The 14445-nt window shown below is 66.0% G+C and carries 15 protein-coding genes; 12 read left to right on the top strand and 3 right to left on the bottom strand.

The features are described from left to right. Positions 1-415: 415 nt before the first annotated feature. The 4 genes from Pla175_RS03810 (at position 416) to rhaM (ending at position 2395) form a co-directional block, all read left to right on the top strand. Positions 416-643: a hypothetical protein gene (locus Pla175_RS03810; RefSeq protein ID WP_145281368.1), complete on the top strand. Its 228-nt coding sequence runs from the start codon at positions 416-418 to the stop codon at positions 641-643. Continuing rightward, entirely contained in the window at positions 643-1062 is a 420-nt protein-coding gene (locus tag Pla175_RS03815) for a type II toxin-antitoxin system VapC family toxin (RefSeq protein WP_145281369.1), read from the top strand. Before Pla175_RS03810 ends, Pla175_RS03815 begins: the two co-directional genes overlap by 1 nt. Before the next feature lie 356 nt (positions 1063-1418). Then, positions 1419-2084, top strand: coding sequence for a PEP-CTERM sorting domain-containing protein (locus Pla175_RS03820; protein ID WP_145281370.1), 666 nt, complete (start codon positions 1419-1421; stop codon positions 2082-2084). After that, positions 2081-2395, top strand: a complete 315-nt coding sequence (rhaM, locus tag Pla175_RS03825; protein ID WP_145281371.1) for an L-rhamnose mutarotase — start codon at positions 2081-2083, stop codon at positions 2393-2395. The genes Pla175_RS03820 and rhaM overlap by 4 nt, the downstream gene beginning before the upstream one ends. A gap of 218 nt (positions 2396-2613) precedes the next feature. Here the strand turns inward: rhaM and Pla175_RS03830 are convergent, their stop codons facing one another. Continuing rightward, positions 2614-2841, bottom strand: coding sequence for a hypothetical protein (locus Pla175_RS03830; protein ID WP_145281372.1), 228 nt, complete (start codon positions 2839-2841; stop codon positions 2614-2616). A 298-nt stretch (positions 2842-3139) separates the two neighbouring features. Between Pla175_RS03830 and Pla175_RS03835 the strand changes: the two genes are divergently transcribed. Both Pla175_RS03835 and Pla175_RS03840 read left to right on the top strand, forming a co-directional pair. After that, a complete protein-coding gene (locus Pla175_RS03835; protein WP_145281373.1) occupies positions 3140-3370 on the top strand; it encodes a DUF433 domain-containing protein in 231 nt (76 codons plus the stop codon). Next, positions 3367-3744, top strand: a complete 378-nt coding sequence (locus Pla175_RS03840) for a DUF5615 family PIN-like protein (protein ID WP_145281374.1) — start codon at positions 3367-3369, stop codon at positions 3742-3744. The genes Pla175_RS03835 and Pla175_RS03840 overlap by 4 nt, the downstream gene beginning before the upstream one ends. 686 nt (positions 3745-4430) lie before the next feature. On the opposite strand, the gene purD is transcribed toward Pla175_RS03840, so the two are convergent. After that, positions 4431-5708: a phosphoribosylamine--glycine ligase gene (gene purD / locus Pla175_RS03845; RefSeq protein WP_145281375.1), complete on the bottom strand. Its 1278-nt coding sequence runs from the start codon at positions 5706-5708 to the stop codon at positions 4431-4433. A 207-nt stretch (positions 5709-5915) separates the two neighbouring features. Between purD and Pla175_RS03850 the strand changes: the two genes are divergently transcribed. The 6 genes from Pla175_RS03850 to Pla175_RS03875 all read left to right on the top strand — a co-directional run bounded on the left by Pla175_RS03850 (position 5916) and on the right by Pla175_RS03875 (position 12131). Next, the gene (locus Pla175_RS03850; protein ID WP_145281376.1) at positions 5916-6671 is read left to right on the top strand and encodes a hypothetical protein; all 756 of its coding nucleotides are present in this window, start codon (positions 5916-5918) and stop codon (positions 6669-6671) included. Between the two features lie 231 nt (positions 6672-6902). Beyond that, complete coding sequence (locus tag Pla175_RS03855) at positions 6903-8093, top strand: c-type cytochrome (protein ID WP_145281377.1); 1191 nt, start codon at positions 6903-6905, stop codon at positions 8091-8093. A gap of 5 nt (positions 8094-8098) precedes the next feature. Further along, entirely contained in the window at positions 8099-9046 is a 948-nt protein-coding gene (locus Pla175_RS03860) for a COX15/CtaA family protein (RefSeq protein WP_197527255.1), read from the top strand. A 235-nt stretch (positions 9047-9281) separates the two neighbouring features. Next, a complete protein-coding gene (cyoE, locus tag Pla175_RS03865) occupies positions 9282-10178 on the top strand; it encodes a heme o synthase (protein WP_145281379.1) in 897 nt (298 codons plus the stop codon). 88 nt (positions 10179-10266) lie between these two features. Continuing rightward, positions 10267-11187: an ABC transporter ATP-binding protein gene (locus Pla175_RS03870; protein ID WP_145281380.1), complete on the top strand. Its 921-nt coding sequence runs from the start codon at positions 10267-10269 to the stop codon at positions 11185-11187. A 131-nt stretch (positions 11188-11318) separates the two neighbouring features. Next, positions 11319-12131 carry an ABC transporter permease gene (locus tag Pla175_RS03875; protein WP_145281381.1) on the top strand — a complete coding sequence of 271 codons (813 nt, stop codon included), beginning with the start codon at positions 11319-11321 and terminating at the stop codon, positions 12129-12131. Positions 12132-12289: 158 nt separating this feature from the next. Here Pla175_RS03875 and Pla175_RS03880 read toward each other — a convergent pair whose 3' ends face one another. Then, complete coding sequence (locus Pla175_RS03880; protein WP_145281382.1) at positions 12290-14314, bottom strand: outer membrane protein assembly factor BamB family protein; 2025 nt, start codon at positions 14312-14314, stop codon at positions 12290-12292. Between the last annotated feature and the right edge of the window lie 131 nt (positions 14315-14445).

Below are 14445 nucleotides of genomic sequence, written 5' to 3' on the forward strand. Positions count from 1 at the left end.
TTTTTGCGCGAGTCGAATTTTGTCCGTTTGTCCGGTCCCCTGGGGGGCGCGTTTTCGGACAAAACCCTCCCCCGACCCCCAGACACCCCCCAAACCGCGGGGTTTTTGCGGGCCCGACCCCCCCGGCCGGCGGCCCTGCCCCCTCCGCGGGGTCGTTTTCGGACTTCCGAGTGGACACCTGAGGGACAAAACGCGCGCACCTGTCTGGGTGAAAACAATCGCCGAGAAATGAGCGTGTGCGCGCATAGCTGCGGGAGCGGAGGGGACTCTCGTCCCCCGCTCAGGCGTGGATTGGTGGGTGGTTTTGACCTCGTATTATTGCGACTCTTTGGGCTGACGCGACCGCGATTTTGAGCCACCGGCTGGCGTGCTATAATCCAGCAAGGGCCGCGAGCCGTGAAGCCAGACGCATGTTATGAAGACAATCGAAGTTTCCGACGCCACCTACAGCGCGATCGCCGCTCATTTCGGCGACGTGGGAGGGTTTCTTGATCGCGCGGCTCAATACGCGCGTAGCAAGGGGGATGAGCAACCCCGGTTCGACGCCGACAGCCTGTTGGGCGACTTCCGCCGGATTGAAGGGATGTTCGGCGCCGCTTCGCTGCAAGAAGTGCTCGGCGACCGCCGCTTAGGGCGCGAGTAATGCCGCTGATCGTCGATGTGTCGGCCCTAGCGCCCCTCGCCTTCCCTGACGAAGATCACCACTTCGCGGAAGCCGTGGTGCGTGAACTGTCTCGAACGGACGGCCTGATTCCTGCGCTATTCTGGTTCGAGATTTGGAACGTGCTTTCCGTGAACGTCACAAGACGTGATCGGCTCACCGAGGACCGCGCGATTGAGTTTGTGACGCTGCTTGAACGTCTCGGCCTAGAAGTTGATCCGCCCCCCAAGAGCAAAGAGCTGTTGGCTTTGACGTTCAACTACCGGATCACTGCCTACGACGCGGCTTACCTAGAGTTGGCATTGCGCGTTGACGCTCCCCTAGCGACTCAGGACACAGACTTGCTCGAAGCGGCTCGTGCTTCCGGTGGCAGGCTGTTCCTGCCGCCATCATCGGCGTGATACTGTAGGAGAGGGCGGCCGCCGCGCCGTTTCGTTCCTCTGAAGGAACTGCTCAGCTACGGCTCCTCATCGAACGGACAATCACATTGCCGCCGAGGACGCGCAGCCGACTCAGAGAAAGAACGCGTTTGGAAACCGCCGATGGACGCCGATCAACACGCCGATTGGATCATGTGCGCTTATCTGCGTTCATCGGCGCGTATCGGCGGTTGCTTTTTGCGTCCGTCTCCGTGTTCTCCGGTTTGCGTGGCGAGCGGGCTTGGTTCCCCGCGGCCCCGCGGGGAGTGTACGATGACGGCGATACGCCGGCGGGGACCGGCCCCGCGAACGATTGCACCCTCGGACTTTGGCCACTCATGCGATCCGTCTATTGCTGCTTGATGCTGCTCGTCGCGGGCGCCGCCTGCGCCACGGCGCCCGTCGCCTCCGACGACGCCATCGGCCCGCCCCCCGGGGTGACGATCACCGACGATGGCGGCGTCGATACGCCGGGGCTGCCGGGGTTTAGAACGTACACGCTCACGGCACAGAGCACCGGGACGAGGATTGTTGCCTTTGACTTTGTTGGCGACGCCATGTTGCCCGCCGATTTCGGGTTCTTCGGGGCGATGAACCAAGTTCATCCCCTTGGATTCGATACGCCTTTCAAAGACCAGAACGGCTTTTTCGCCGCCGTCGGGGCGCTGCCGTCTCAAGACTCGCAGTTCCTCTTCGTCTTGAGCGACCTGGCGTTTGCCATCCCGGGGTTAAGCACCGACAGCCACAGCCGCTTAGAGGCCGTCCTTGCGCTGCTCCAACCGACCTCCTCGGTCCCGTTTGTCCAGTTGGTGCTGCCGGCCGGCCCGGGCGCGGGGGGCGTGCTGTACTCGGGCCTCGTCGCCCTTGAATCCGGGGACGTTCTCTTCGTGACAGGCAGCGTTGGCGTGCCCGTGCCGGAGCCCGCCGCATTGGTGCTGGCCGGCCTGGCAGGTTGCGGCGCGGTTGGGGTTTGCTGTCGTCGATCGAATAGGGGCCGCCGATGATCCGCAAAGCATTCGTCATGCAGGTGGACCCAGGCCGGCTGGACGAGTACCGCGACCGGCACCGGCCTATCTGGCCCGACCTGGAGGAGGTGCTGAAGTCGCACGGCGTGCACAACTACTCCATCTTCCTCCTGCCCGGCACGCGACAACTGTTTGCGTACGCCGAGGTCGAGGACGAGGCGCAGTGGCGGCAGATCGCGCAAAGCGATCCGTGCCGGCGGTGGTGGGCCTACATGCGAGACATCATGCCGACCAACGAAGACCACAGCCCGGTGTGCGAAGACCTGGAAGAGGTGTTTCACCTCGATTGAGGGCCGCACGCCACTGGCTACCGATTAAACACAGAGCCACTGAGCACTCGGAGACGGACGGAGAAACAGAAGGTGAAGTAAGCCGCCGATGGACGCGGATGAACGCCGATGAAAGTGAAGTAGGATGGGTTATCCGCGCCAGCGGTAAACCATCCGGCGGCTCACTTCGCGCTCCATGATGGGTTACCGCTGGCGCGGATAACCCATCCTACAAGTTGCTAGGCCACCCCGAGGTGGACCGCTGCTTCGTGGCCGATGCGGATGACGAACGATGTACGGTCTGGGCTGGCGTGTTTCGCCGCGAGGGCCGCTTCGATGAAGGTCTTGGCGACGTAGAAGTCGCGGGAGAGCGGTTCGATCGCCACGAACTCCCCAAAGTGGTCCGCCTCCAATCGCACCCGGAGGTCGCTCTCGTAGACGGCCTTGGCCTGATGCGTCACGGACATGGGGGATGCCTGGATGGATGGAATTGGGCAGACGCTTTGACAATGGCCCTGAAGTAGGCGGCGCGAAAGGCAGGTGAACCCGCCGTGGGAACCGTCTCGGTGAGACGGGGTGCCATGCCCACGCTTGCGTGGGCATGTGCCATTTCAAGAGACTTGCGTGGTGGGGCCACGGCATGCTCACGCTAGCGTGAGCATGGCACCCGGCTCAGGGGGTGGGTAGGATAACTGATAGGCAGAGCGCCAGTCCTCAGCGGAGTGTGGATTGCGCTACGTCGTACTCATACACCCAAGGTCGACCATGCGGTTCACTAGGATCACCGTATCGCCCGAACAGATGGGGGGCGTCCCCTGCATCCGCGGACTGCGGATCCCTGTCGCGACGGTTGTAGGGATGGCTGCCGACGGGATGACGGCGGCGGAAGTCGTCGCAGCGTACCCGGACCTTCAGCTCGACGACTATCGCGAGGCGCTCGCGTACGCCGCGGAGGCGCTTCGTGAACGCGAGCTGCCGCTGCAGGGCGTCGCATGAGGCTGTTGGTTGACAACGCGCTCTCGCCACTGGTGGCGCTCAGTTTGACGGAGGCGGGTCACGACGCAGTGCACGTCCGCGACTTGGGGATGTCCGCTGCCGCCGACGAGGCGATCTTTGATCTCGCAGCGAGTGAAGAGCGGATCGTGGTTTCTGCGGATACCGACTTCGGCACCTTGTTGGCGTTAAGGCGAGAATCAAAGCCCTCGGTGGTTCTGTTGAGAGGGGCGACGCCGCGCCGCCCGCTGGAACAAGCAGAACTCTTGCTCGCGAACTTGCCTGCCGTAGAAGACGACCTAGCGAAGGGCGCTGTGGTCGTGATTCAGCCAGGACGTGTGCGGGTTCGACGGCTGCCGATTTCGTCCGATGAGTAGGATGGGTTATCCGCGGAGCGGCAACCCGTCATCGAGCGGGTACAGCGCTACGGGATGGGTTACCGCTCCTCGGATAACCCATCCTGCAAACTGGCTCGGGCAACCCATCCTATGAGCAATACGTCTAGGGCGACGTTGGCGGGTGATACGGCGCCCAGTCGTTCGGCTCGCCGAACAACGCAACGAGTTCCTCCTTCGTTCTGGGCATCCGCACAAACGGACCGCCCTTGTTCGAACTCAGGAGGAATGGGTCAGATCTCGGCGCCTGGTTGCTGCACAGCCTGAACCATCTAAGTGAGCCACCGTCAAACCTAAAACTGTTGTCATCCTGAGTAAACAGCCTACCGCTCGCGTGTGGTGCTAGCTGCATCTCTTTCCAACCAAGGTCATCCGCGACATTCTCGGGAGTAATGTCAGGCAAATAGAACGTCTTTCCATCCGCCGTCTGGATATACACATCCGCGAGTTTGTTTCCAGAAACGACGTGAGTGCCAGGTTCCCACGTGTACTCGAAACCATCGTAGCGAACTCGTGTGAATCCTCCTTGATCACAGCCACTCCCCAAGAGGGTGGCGATCAGCAGCAAGAACGTTTTCGGTTTGACGAGAATGGATCCGCGATGGTCCGTGTGCAAAGCGACCACCGTAGCCGGTAGAGGTTTGTATGTTCGGTTCATGGCTCCCCACTCACATCTCCAGCGCCTTATCCGAAATATCCTTCCGACACCAAGCCCCCTGCCAGCGGATCGCCTTCACCGCGCGGTACGCGTTCAGCTTCGCCTGAGAGATCGTATCGCCTAGCGCGGTGACGCTTAGCACGCGGCCGCCGGCGTTGACCACGCTGCCGTCGATGCTGGCGGTGCCGGAGTGGAAGACTTTGACGTTGGGCATCTTGGCGGCATCGTCCAGGCCGCGGATCACGAAGCCAGTTTCGTACTTGCCGGGGTAGCCGTCGCTGGCCATCACGACGCACACGCTGGGGCGAGGGTCCCACTCCAGCGGGGGGAGCTCTTCGAGCCGGCGGTCGGCGGTGTATTCCAGCAGGTCGACGATGTCGCTCCGCAGCCGCATCAGCAGCGGCTGGCACTCGGGGTCGCCGAAGCGGACGTTGTACTCCAGCACGCGCGGGCCCTGCTTGGTCATCATCAGCCCCGCGTACAGCACGCCGCTCATCGGGCGGCGTTTGCGTTTCATGTGGTGGATGGTGGGGACCAGCACGTCTGCCTCGATCTTCTCGAGCAGCTCGGCGGTGATCGCCGGCGTGGGGCAGTAGGCGCCCATGCCGCCGGTGTTGGGGCCGCGGTCGCGGTCGTAGGCGGGCTTGTGGTCTTGCGCGGGGGGCAGGGTGACCAGCGCTTGGCCGTCCGTGATGGCCAGCACGCTTACTTCTTGGCCGACCAGGCGTTCCTCGATCACCAGCTTGGCGCCCGCTTCGCCGAACTCCCGCCGGCCCGCGATCGCCTCGACCGCTTCGAGCGCGTCGGTCCGCGTGCGGCAGACGATCACCCCCTTGCCCGCGGCCAGCCCGTCCGCCTTGACCACCACCGGCACGTCCTCGCGGTCGTTGAGGTAGGTCTTGGCGCTCTCGGCGTCGGGGAAGGTCTGGAAGTCGGCGGTGGGGACGTCGGCGTGGCGGAGCAGGTTCTTGCAGAAGACCTTGCTCGCCTCGAGCTCCGCGGCCGCCTTGGTGGGGCCGAAGACTTTGAGGCCTTCGCTCTGGAACGCGTCGACCATGCCGGCGGCCAGCGGCGCCTCGGGGCCGACGACGGTCAGGCCGACCTCGTTCTTCTTGGCGAACGCGGTCAGCCGGGCGGCGTCGGTGGCGGAAATATCTACATTCTCGGCGTCGAGCCCGGTGCCGGCGTTGCCGGGGGCCACGAACACCGTATCCACGCGCTTGCTCTGGGAAATCTTCCACGCCAGCGCGTGCTCACGGCCGCCGGCGCCGATGACTAGAACCTTCATGCTTTTTGCTCCTGGGAATCCAGAAGTTTTACCACGAAGGGCCGGAAGACGCACGGCGACGGACGATGGCCACGAAAAGGCACAAAAAGCACAAGAAGATCGGGTAAGATGGGTGGTTCGTTTCCCCTTGGATTGGCCAGCTTACTTCGTCCTTCCGTCGTGCTTCTTCGTGTCCTTCGTAGTTAGCTCCGTCCCGAGAGAATCCCCATGCGAACCGTCTTCGCCCTAGTACTGCTTCTCCCCCTCACCGCCGGCGCTCAGGAGTGGGGGTCCATCAAGGGGCGGTTCGTGCTGAAGGGGGACGCCCCCGAGCCGCAGCCGGTAGAGGTGCGGACCGATGCGGTGTGTATCGCGGCGGCGCCGGTCGACCTGACGCTGGCCGTGGGGGATGGCGGGGGGCTGGCCAACGTAGTGGTGATGCTGCGTCCCGGGATTGGGGAAGAGGTGGCCGTGCATCCGGACTATGCGGCGGGGAAGGAGGAGCCGGTGGTGATCGACAACACCTGCTGCCGGTTCGACCCGCGGATCGTGCTGGTGCGCACCGGGCAAGAGCTGGTGATCAAGAACAGCGACAAGACGACGCACAACACCAACCTGGCGCTGTTCAACAACCCGGCGATCAACATCGTGCTGGCCAGCGGCGGCGAAGAACGCGTCACGCTCGCAGAGCCGGAGTCGGCGCCGATGCCGGTGGCCTGCAACGTCCACCCGTTCATGAAGGGCTTCGTGATGGTGCGGGACGATCCCTACGCCGCGGTGACCGACGCGGACGGCGCGTTCGAGCTCAAGAACCTTCCGGCCGGCGAGCACACCCTCGAGCTGTGGCACGAAACGGGCCGGCTGAAGGGGATCAGGTTCGCCGGAGAAACCAGTGACCGGCGGGGGCGGGTGACGGTTAAGGTTCCCGCGGGAGAGGCGTTGGACGTGGGGGAGGTGGTGGCGCCTGTGGAGATGTTGCGGTAGAGGGGCGAGGGGCTAGGGGCGAGGCGCGAGGACGCGCAGGCGGTGGGGGAGGTATTCGAGGGGTGGCTGGGGTCGCAGGCGTCAGCCGGAGCCCCCTGGCAGGGGCTCGGACCACGTCTGCTCAAGCAGTGGCGAACGCCTGGGGGCTCCGCTTCGCTACGACCCCAGGCACCCGGCCAAGGACGAAAACCTAACGACTAAGACCTAGAGATTAACGCCTTCCCAATCGCTATGACGTTCAATCGACTGCCCTGCTTGCTGACTGCGCTTGTGCTGGCGGCGGCCGGGTGCGCGGAGCCGGAGTTCTCGCCCGATCGGATGGTGCGGGTCGAGCTTGAGCCGCGTTCGACTCAGAACTTCTCGGCGACCGTAGCGCTGCGTTGGCTGTTTGGCGCCCCCGCCGAGCCGCGGATCCCCGCGGGGTCGGGGCTGGACCCTGCGCTGATCGAGCGGGCCGCGGGGAGTGTCGAGACGCAGAAGGTAGGCCACAACGAGGGGCTCTACCGCCAGCACTGCGTCCGCTGCCACGGCGTCACGGGCAACGGGCTGGGGCCCGCGGCGCTGTACCAGGCGCCCTACCCGCGGGATTTCCGCAAGGGGATCTTCAAGTGGAAGAGCACCTACCGCGGCCAGCCCCCGACGGTGGACGACCTGATGGCGGTGCTAGAGCACGGCGTGCCGGGGACGGCGATGCCCTCGTTTGCGAACCTGCCCGAAGACGAGCGGCGGTCGCTGGCGGAGTACGTGCGTTACTTGGCGATCCGTGGTCAAAGCGAGCAGGCGATCGTTTATCTCATGGTCGATTCGCTCGACGACGAAGAATCGCTCGATGTGGAGTCCAACCCCCGCCATCGCGACGCCGTACAGCAGGTCGTCGCCAAGCTAGACGCACGCTGGCGGCCAGAAAACCTGGATAGCGTCACTCCCCACGGCGACCGCCCCGCTACGCCCGACTCGGTCGCCCGCGGCCGCGAGTTGTTCCTCGGAAAGACCGCGGCGTGCTCAACGTGCCACGTCGACCAGCGCCCCCGAGGCGACCGGCACGACGACTACGACGATTGGAGCAAGCCCGTTTGGGAGCTGGCCGGCGAACGCGACCGGCTGGCGGCTCGCTTGGCGGATATGGCGCCGACCGACAGCGGATACGTGATGCTCGCCGAGGATGTAAAGCTCCGGCGGCAGACGCTCAAGGAGGCGCTGCCGCCTCGGCCAGTTTCGCCGCGGGTGTTCCCGGTACAAGCCTTTCACGGCGGCGGCGAGCGGGTCGACCTGTTCCGCCGCGTCCACCAAGGGATCGCCGGCACGCCGATGCCGGCCGCGGGTCCGCCGACGCCCGCGGGGGAGGGGGTCCTGAGCGAAGAAGAACTGTGGTGCTTGGTGGACTACATCCAGTCCACCAGCGCGGCGTGGGGGCAGCCATGACCGCCATGACCGCGCTTTCGCCGTGGCCGCACCGTTGGGCGGTGCTGCTGTGCGTGCTCACCTTCCCGCTGGTGTTTGTCGGCGCCCTGGTGACCAGCACCGACGCCGGCATGGCGGTGCCCGACTGGCCCGGCACGTACGGCTACAACCTGTTCCTCTACCCCTGGACCACCTGGCTGTTTGGCCCGTGGGACTTGTTCATCGAGCACGGCCACCGGCTGCTGGCGTCGCTGGTGGGGCTGGTGGCGATCGTCACGCTTGTGGTCTGTGTGCGGACCAGGGCGCCACGCGCCGTGGTTTGGCTCGCCGTGGGCGCCCTGGTGCTGGTGATCGCCCAGGGGGTGCTGGGGGGCATGCGGGTGGTGCTGGGGGACCGGCCGCTGGCGATGGCCCACGGCTGCCTGGGGCCGCTGTTCTTTGCCTGGACGGCCCTGCTGTGGGTCCGCTCGTCGACGGGCTGGGCACGCGCAGCCGAGCCCGGAACCTACCGCCTGGCCCGTTGGACGGCTGCTGCCTGCGGGGTGACGTACGTACAGCTCTGCCTGGGCGCCTTCCTCCGCCACGTGCCGGGCGACCCCTCGCCGCGGGCGTTCGGCCACGCGGTGCTGACCCACGTGACGCTGGCGGTCGTGATCGTGGGTCTGGTCGGCCTGGTCTGGCTGCTTAGCCGCAGAGCCCCCTCGAAAGGGCTGCGACAGATTGCCACAGCGATGGCGTGGGTAGCGGCTGCGCAGTTTACGCTAGGCCTTGGGTCGTGGGCGGCGCGGTACGCCCTCCCTGGTTGGGTGCAAGCCGCGGCCCCTACAATGACGGGGTCGGTCGGCGCCGCCGCGGCCCTCGGGTGGACCCAGTCGCTGGTGCTCACCGCCCACGTAGCGGGCGGAGCGCTGCTGCTGGCCCTCTCGGCCGCCGCGGCGCTAATCGCCTGGCGCGACGCGAAAGATGGTCACTGAGCGCACACCAGGACGGATAAAAGGATCGCCACGAAAAGGCACAAAAAAGCACAAAGACGGACGGGGACGCCGAATCCTCACTCGATGCAACATTACGCGTGCTCGCTTACCTTGTTTGGTCGTTGGGGATTCTTTTTTGTGCTTCTTTGTGCCTTTTCGTGGCCAACTCCGTCCGTCTCCGTGACTCCGTGGTTATCCCGTTGCACGTAACCTCCAAACCTTTCAGGTCCGTAGCATGAACTCCGCCGCCGACACGCTTGTGGCGACTGGCGCCCGCACCGCTGGGTGGGCGCGGCTGGGCGACTTCGCCAGCCTGACCAAGCCGCGGATCGTGGTGATGGAGCTCATCACCGTGGCCATCGCCATGCAGGTGGCGTCGGGTGGGGCGTGGACGCCGTCGGCGTTCTGGGCCGCCATCATCGGCGCCGGGCTGGTGGCCGGCAGCGCCAACGCGCTGAACATGTGGATCGAGCAGCCGTACGACGCCCAGATGCGCCGCACCCGCCGCCGGCCGCTCCCCGCGGGCCGGCTGGCCGCCAGCGAGGTGATGACCTTCTCGGCCGTGACGCTCGTGGCCGGCACGGTGCTGCTGGCGCTCTTTGTGAACACGGCCACCACGGTGATCGGCGTGGCGTGCTGGCTGACGTACGTCGCCCTCTACACGCCGATGAAACGCCGCACGGCCTGGAACACCACCGTCGGCGCGGTGAGCGGGGCGCTGCCCATCCTGATGGGGTGGACCGCCGGCGGCGGGGCGCTCGACCTCACCGCCTGGGCGCTGGTGGGTGTGCTGTTCTTCTGGCAGTACCCGCACTTCATGGCGATCGCCTGGATGTACCGCGAGGACTACATCGAGGTCGGATACAAGATGACCACCACGGTCGACCCCACCGGCTGGCACGCCGGTTTGCAGGCGGTTTTTGGGTCGATCGCTCTTTGGGGGGTCTCCATCCTGCCGGCCGTCTCGCACGAGGCGGTTTACGTGTCGATCGTCAGCGTGCTGGCCCTGGTGATGCTGTGGCCCAGCATCCAGTTCTGCCGCGCCCCCAGCGACCCGGCCGCCAAGCGACTCTTGCGGGCGAGCCTGGTTTATCTTCCACTCTGGCTCGTGGCCTTCTGGATGTGCTGGTAGAGAAGCGGTCAGCTATCAGCCGTCAGCGATCAGCTTTTGACGTGACGTTCCTTGCTGACCGCTGAAAGCTGACCGCTGAAAGCTCCTTATGCTCGCTATCCGTATCGCCGACGTCCGCTACCGCTACGGCGACCGAGAGGCGCTGTGTGGGCTCTCGCTCGACGTGGCGCCGGGGGAAACGGTCACCGTGCTCGGCCCCAACGGCAGCGGCAAGAGCACGCTGTTCCGGCTGATCTCGACCCTGATGCCCATGCAGCAGGGCGAGATCGACGTGTTCGGCTGCAGCGTCCGCACAGACGCCGCCCGGGTGCGCGGCGCCCTGGGGGTGGTGTTCCAGTCGCCGAGCCTCGACAAAAAGCTGACCGTTCGGGAGAACCTCCGCTGCCACGCCGCCATGTACGGCCTCGGCGGGCTGGAGCTCAAACGCCGCATCGGCGAGATGCTCGGCCGGCTGAAGCTAGAAGACCGCGCCGGCGACCGCGTTGAGACCCTCTCCGGCGGGCTGAAACGCCGCGTCGAGCTCGCCAAGGGGATGCTGCACGAGCCGCGGCTATTGGTGCTAGACGAACCCTCTACCGGCCTCGACCCCGCGGCCCGCAGCGACCTGTGGCGCTACCTGGGCGAGGTTAGCGAGCAGGACGGCGTGACCGTGGTCGCCACCAGCCACCTGCTGGAAGAAGCCGAACGGGCCGACCGCATCGCCATCGTCCACCAGGGCCAGGTGGTGGCGTGCGACACGCCGACGGCGCTCAAGAGCTCGCTGGGTGGCGACGCCATCACGCTCCGCTCGGCCGACCCCAAAGCGCTGGCCGCCGCGATCGAAGAAAAATTCAACTGCCCCGCGCAGGTGCTGGACGGCGTGGTGCGGCTCGAACAACCCGACGGCCACCAATGGGCCAGCCGGCTGTTCGAGGGCGTGGGCGACCGATTCGACGAGCTAACCATCGGCAAGCCGACGCTCGAGGACGTGTTCATCGCGCGCACGGGGCACCGGTTTTTTGCGGAGTAGCTGTGGAGAAGATGATAGAGGTTAGAGGATAGGAACGGACGCGCAGGCGATCGCTTGCGCTTCTCTATCATCTAACCTCTATCATCTCAACCGCCGACGCTCCGCGCAACGACACTACTGCGAACCACACCATGACCGAGCTCGCCCTCCGCCGTGCACCTGCGCTCCCCGCCGTCGTCGCACTTGCTTGGCGCGAGCTGGTGCGGTTTTTTCGCCAACGCAACCGCGTGTTCGGCGCCCTGGGGCAGCCGATCATCTTCTGGTTCTTGTTCAGCGAAGGGCTCAAGTCGAGCGACCTAGACTACGCCCACTTCTTCCCGGGCACGCTGGCGATGATCCTGTTGTTCACCGCCATCTTTGCGACGATCTCGATCATCGAAGACCGCAACGAGGGCTTCTTGCAGGGGGTGCTGGTCTCCCCCGCGCCGCGGTGGGCGATGGTGCTGGGCAAGGTGCTGGGGGGCGCCGCGATCGCATGGATCCAGGGGATCGCGTTCATGCTGCTGGGCTGGATCGGCTTCTCGAGCATCGTCCATCCATCGGCCCTGGGCGCCGTGCAGGCGGCTTTGCTCATGGGGCTGATGGCGATTGCGCTCACGGGGCTGGGGTTCGCGATCGCGTGGCGGATGGAGTCGACGCACGCGTTCCACGCCATCATGAGCGTCTTCTTGCTGCCGATGTGGCTGCTCTCGGGCGCCTTCTTCCGCCAGGGCCAGGCCGGCCTGCTGGGCTGGGTGGTGTCCATCAACCCGCTCACCTACGGCGTCGCCGGGCTGCGGCGTTACCTGACGCACGCCGACGGGCTGACCACCTTCGCCAACGATCCGATCCCGGGCGTCCCCCCGCTGTGGCTCTGCTGGCTAGTGACCGCGCTGTTCGCGGCGGCGATGCTCACGCTGAGCTGGCGCGTGGCGGCGACGCGCGTGAAGGGCGACGTGCAGTAGGGGGGAGGTGTTAGGTGTTAGGTGTTAGGCGTTAGGCGTTAGGCGTTAGGTCTTCGTTGGTGGGAAGCTTGCGACTAGCGCCGGTAGCTGCCGACCTACGGTCGGCGCGCTACTGTGTTTGTTCACTACTTAGCCACGCGCCGAACTTAGATCGGCAGCTACCGGGCTCTTCTTGTTTGTTGGGCGCTCACTTGGGCTGCATTGGGTTCTTCTGCTTCGGTGACGTCGAAGCAGACCATCTCTCGCCCGTTCCGCACCAGCAGCTTGCCGTGGGCGATGACCGGGTGGTTCCAGGTTTTCCCCTGGGCCGCGGGGATGCGGGCCAGGACCTCGGGCTTGGTGGGGTCCGCGCGCAGCAGCACCACTTCGCCGGTCAGCTCGGTCGTGACCACCAGCAGCCCGGAATCCGCAACCAGCAGAACCTGGCCTTGGCCAAACTCGACCTCCCGACGGCTCCGCTTGGGCCAGCTCGACTCGCCCGTCTCGGGGTCGATGCAGGTCAGGAAGATGCCGTCGAACCCGTACAGGAACCCCTCGTGCTCGACCAAATCGTTGAAGTAAGGTTTCAGTTCCTTACTCTGCCAAACCGTCTCCGTGGTCCAGAGATCGCCGTTGGCCGCGACGCGCAACGGAGCGCTTTTTGAAGGATCGCTGTCTGGCGGGGCACTATCCGGTGGAGCACTGTCCGACGGCGCTCCGTCAGACGAAGCGCTCCGCTGCGCGTCGCGGCTAACGGTGTGGTTGAGCTTTATTGCGTGCGTGCCGGCGCCGTAGCCGGTGGCGATGATGAGGGTGTCGTCGCCGCGGACTAGGGGTTGCACGATTCTTGGGAAACCGCCGATGGGCCAGTCGTAGAACCACAACGACTTGCCCGTTTGGGGGTCGAGGGATTCGGCCCCGGCGTTCGACGTAATCACCACCTGCGGCACGCCCAGCAGGGTGGCGAGGTGGGGCGAGCCGTAGCCGTGGAAGCCGGCGCCGCCCCGCCAAACCGGTTCGCCGGTCTGCGTGTCGTACGCGATCGCTGCCTCGGGTAGGTTGGACTCTAGGGGGAGCGATTTGGTCCTGGGGTCGCCGGCGTACACGATCGCGAGCTTGCCCCCATCGGCCCGATCGACGATCAGCGGCGAGCTCGCGAAGCCCCACTCCGGGGGGACCTCCATCGGCGTGTCGTCGATCAGCGACCGCTGCCACAGTTGCTTGCCGGTCCGCGCGTCGAGCTTCTGCACCACGCCCGAGCCGCCGGTGGTGTACAGGAACCCCCCGTCGAACGTCGGCGTGCCGCGCGGCCCCGCGCCGGCGGTCGACTCGTCGAAGCGGGCCTCGACGCCGCTCGCCCAGCGCTCGTCGCCACTATTCAGGTCGTAGCAGACCACCATTTCTTGTTCGCCGCGTTGTTCCTGCGTGAAGACGTTGTCGCCGATGACGCAGAACGAGCTCCAACCGGGCCCGACGTCGCGTCTCCACAGCTCCCGCGGCGGGTTCTCGGCCCAATCGTCGCGGACCTCGACGCCGACGAGCCGCCCGTCGCGGTGCGGGCCGCGGAACTCCGGCCAGTCCGTGTCGCTGGCTACCAGGGGCTCGCCGATCGAAGAGTCGCCGGGGGAGTCGGGCTTGGCGATCGAGGCGTCGGGATCCGCCAGGTTAGCGAGGAACTCTTGCTCGGCGGTGGGGGTCCACCGCCACGCGAAGTCGGCGGCCAGGTAACCCGACATGCCGTTGGAGCGGAGGCAGCACCACACCACGATCGGCAGGAGCGACGCGACCAGCGTCGGCCAACGGGCCCGCCGCCACCCTAGTGGCCGCGTCACCACCATCGCGGCGACGGCCGCCAGCAGGATCGAGGGGAGCAGGTAGAACGCGACCGGCATGGCGCGCATGTACGGGTGGAACCCGCCAAGCAGCCCCGCGGCGAGCGCCGCGATCACGATCGCCAGCCCGCGCCAGCGGTCGCCCCACGGCACCCGGCTGAACCCCAGCCACCAGATGAGGAACAACAGCGTCCCCCCCAGGGCGCCGAGGATAACCCCCTCCATCACGCCGGGCGCGGTCATGCCGCTGGAGGAGAAGCGGGCCGGGAGGGTGGTCGACAACCAAACCAGCGCCACGATCAACACGCCGGGCCACACGCGGGGGGGGCGGCCCCATTTGCGGGAGCGCGACTTCTGGGGGGCTGCGGGCATCGTTTGGCGTATCTCATGGTCGGATCGGGCGTCCCGTCGATTGTAGAGCCGCCCCGTCGCAGGGTGCAGGCGCCGGCGTGCGGCTTCTCGCCCTGGTGGCCCGCGCTATAATCGCCCATCGCCCCGCGGGG

It is taken from the genome of Pirellulimonas nuda, from assembly GCF_007750855.1.
Classification (GTDB): Bacteria; Planctomycetota; Planctomycetia; order Pirellulales; family Lacipirellulaceae; genus Pirellulimonas; species Pirellulimonas nuda.

Excerpts from the sequence above, each read along its gene's own strand:
- Pla175_RS03810 (WP_145281368.1), top strand. The coding sequence starts at position 416 with ATGAAGACAATCGAAGTTTCCGACGCCACCTACAGCGCGATCGCCGCT.
- Pla175_RS03815 (WP_145281369.1), top strand. The coding sequence starts at position 643 with ATGCCGCTGATCGTCGATGTGTCGGCCCTAGCGCCCCTCGCCTTCCCT.
- Pla175_RS03820 (WP_145281370.1), top strand. The coding sequence starts at position 1,419 with ATGCGATCCGTCTATTGCTGCTTGATGCTGCTCGTCGCGGGCGCCGCC.
- rhaM (WP_145281371.1), top strand. The coding sequence starts at position 2,081 with ATGATCCGCAAAGCATTCGTCATGCAGGTGGACCCAGGCCGGCTGGAC.
- Pla175_RS03830 (WP_145281372.1), bottom strand. The coding sequence starts at position 2,841 with ATGTCCGTGACGCATCAGGCCAAGGCCGTCTACGAGAGCGACCTCCGG.
- Pla175_RS03835 (WP_145281373.1), top strand. The coding sequence starts at position 3,140 with ATGCGGTTCACTAGGATCACCGTATCGCCCGAACAGATGGGGGGCGTC.
- Pla175_RS03840 (WP_145281374.1), top strand. The coding sequence starts at position 3,367 with ATGAGGCTGTTGGTTGACAACGCGCTCTCGCCACTGGTGGCGCTCAGT.
- purD (WP_145281375.1), bottom strand. The coding sequence starts at position 5,708 with ATGAAGGTTCTAGTCATCGGCGCCGGCGGCCGTGAGCACGCGCTGGCG.
- Pla175_RS03850 (WP_145281376.1), top strand. The coding sequence starts at position 5,916 with ATGCGAACCGTCTTCGCCCTAGTACTGCTTCTCCCCCTCACCGCCGGC.
- Pla175_RS03855 (WP_145281377.1), top strand. The coding sequence starts at position 6,903 with ATGACGTTCAATCGACTGCCCTGCTTGCTGACTGCGCTTGTGCTGGCG.
- Pla175_RS03860 (WP_197527255.1), top strand. The coding sequence starts at position 8,099 with ATGACCGCGCTTTCGCCGTGGCCGCACCGTTGGGCGGTGCTGCTGTGC.
- cyoE (WP_145281379.1), top strand. The coding sequence starts at position 9,282 with ATGAACTCCGCCGCCGACACGCTTGTGGCGACTGGCGCCCGCACCGCT.
- Pla175_RS03870 (WP_145281380.1), top strand. The coding sequence starts at position 10,267 with ATGCTCGCTATCCGTATCGCCGACGTCCGCTACCGCTACGGCGACCGA.
- Pla175_RS03875 (WP_145281381.1), top strand. The coding sequence starts at position 11,319 with ATGACCGAGCTCGCCCTCCGCCGTGCACCTGCGCTCCCCGCCGTCGTC.
- Pla175_RS03880 (WP_145281382.1), bottom strand. The coding sequence starts at position 14,314 with ATGCCCGCAGCCCCCCAGAAGTCGCGCTCCCGCAAATGGGGCCGCCCC.